The sequence below is a fragment of the Mesorhizobium sp. WSM4844 genome (assembly GCF_055811775.1).
This window is the reverse complement of the sequence record NZ_JBVVQB010000192.1, coordinates 1-489: the sequence shown is the minus strand read 5'-3', so window position 1 is coordinate 489 and position 489 is coordinate 1. Positions and strand designations below refer to the sequence as shown.

The window sequence follows — 489 nt, the reverse complement described above, 5'->3', positions numbered from 1 at the left end:
AATTGGGAAAGCGCTGGAAACCGATCCTCGACGTCTATGAGGACAATGGCGTCGATGTTGGCTACGAGATCCATCCGGGCGAGGACGTCTTCGACGGTGCGACATTCGAGATGTTCCTTGACGCGGTCGGCGGCCACAAGCGCTGCAATATCAATTACGACCCGTCGCATTTCCTGCTGCAGCAGCTCGACTATCTCGAATTCATCGACATTTATCACGAGCGGATCAAGGCCTTCCACGCCAAGGATGCCGAGTTCAATCCGACCGGCCGGCAAGGCGTCTATTCCGGTTATCAGAGCTGGACGAACCGGGCCGGGCGTTTCCGCTCACTCGGCGATGGCCAGGTGGATTTCGGCGGCATTTTTTCCAAGCTCGCCCAATACGACTACGATTCGTGGGCGGTTCTGGAATGGGAGTGCTGCCTGAAGCACCCCGAGGATGGCGCGGCCGAAGGCGCGCCCTTCATCCAGCATCACATCATCAGGGTGA

General features: G+C 58.3%; 1 protein-coding gene. It reads left to right on the top strand.

Annotation, left to right across the window (positions count from 1 at the left end; translation table 11 throughout):
• A partial coding sequence (locus AC0L2A_RS36385; protein WP_473613007.1) for a sugar phosphate isomerase/epimerase family protein occupies nt 1-489 on the top strand: 489 nt, incomplete at both ends.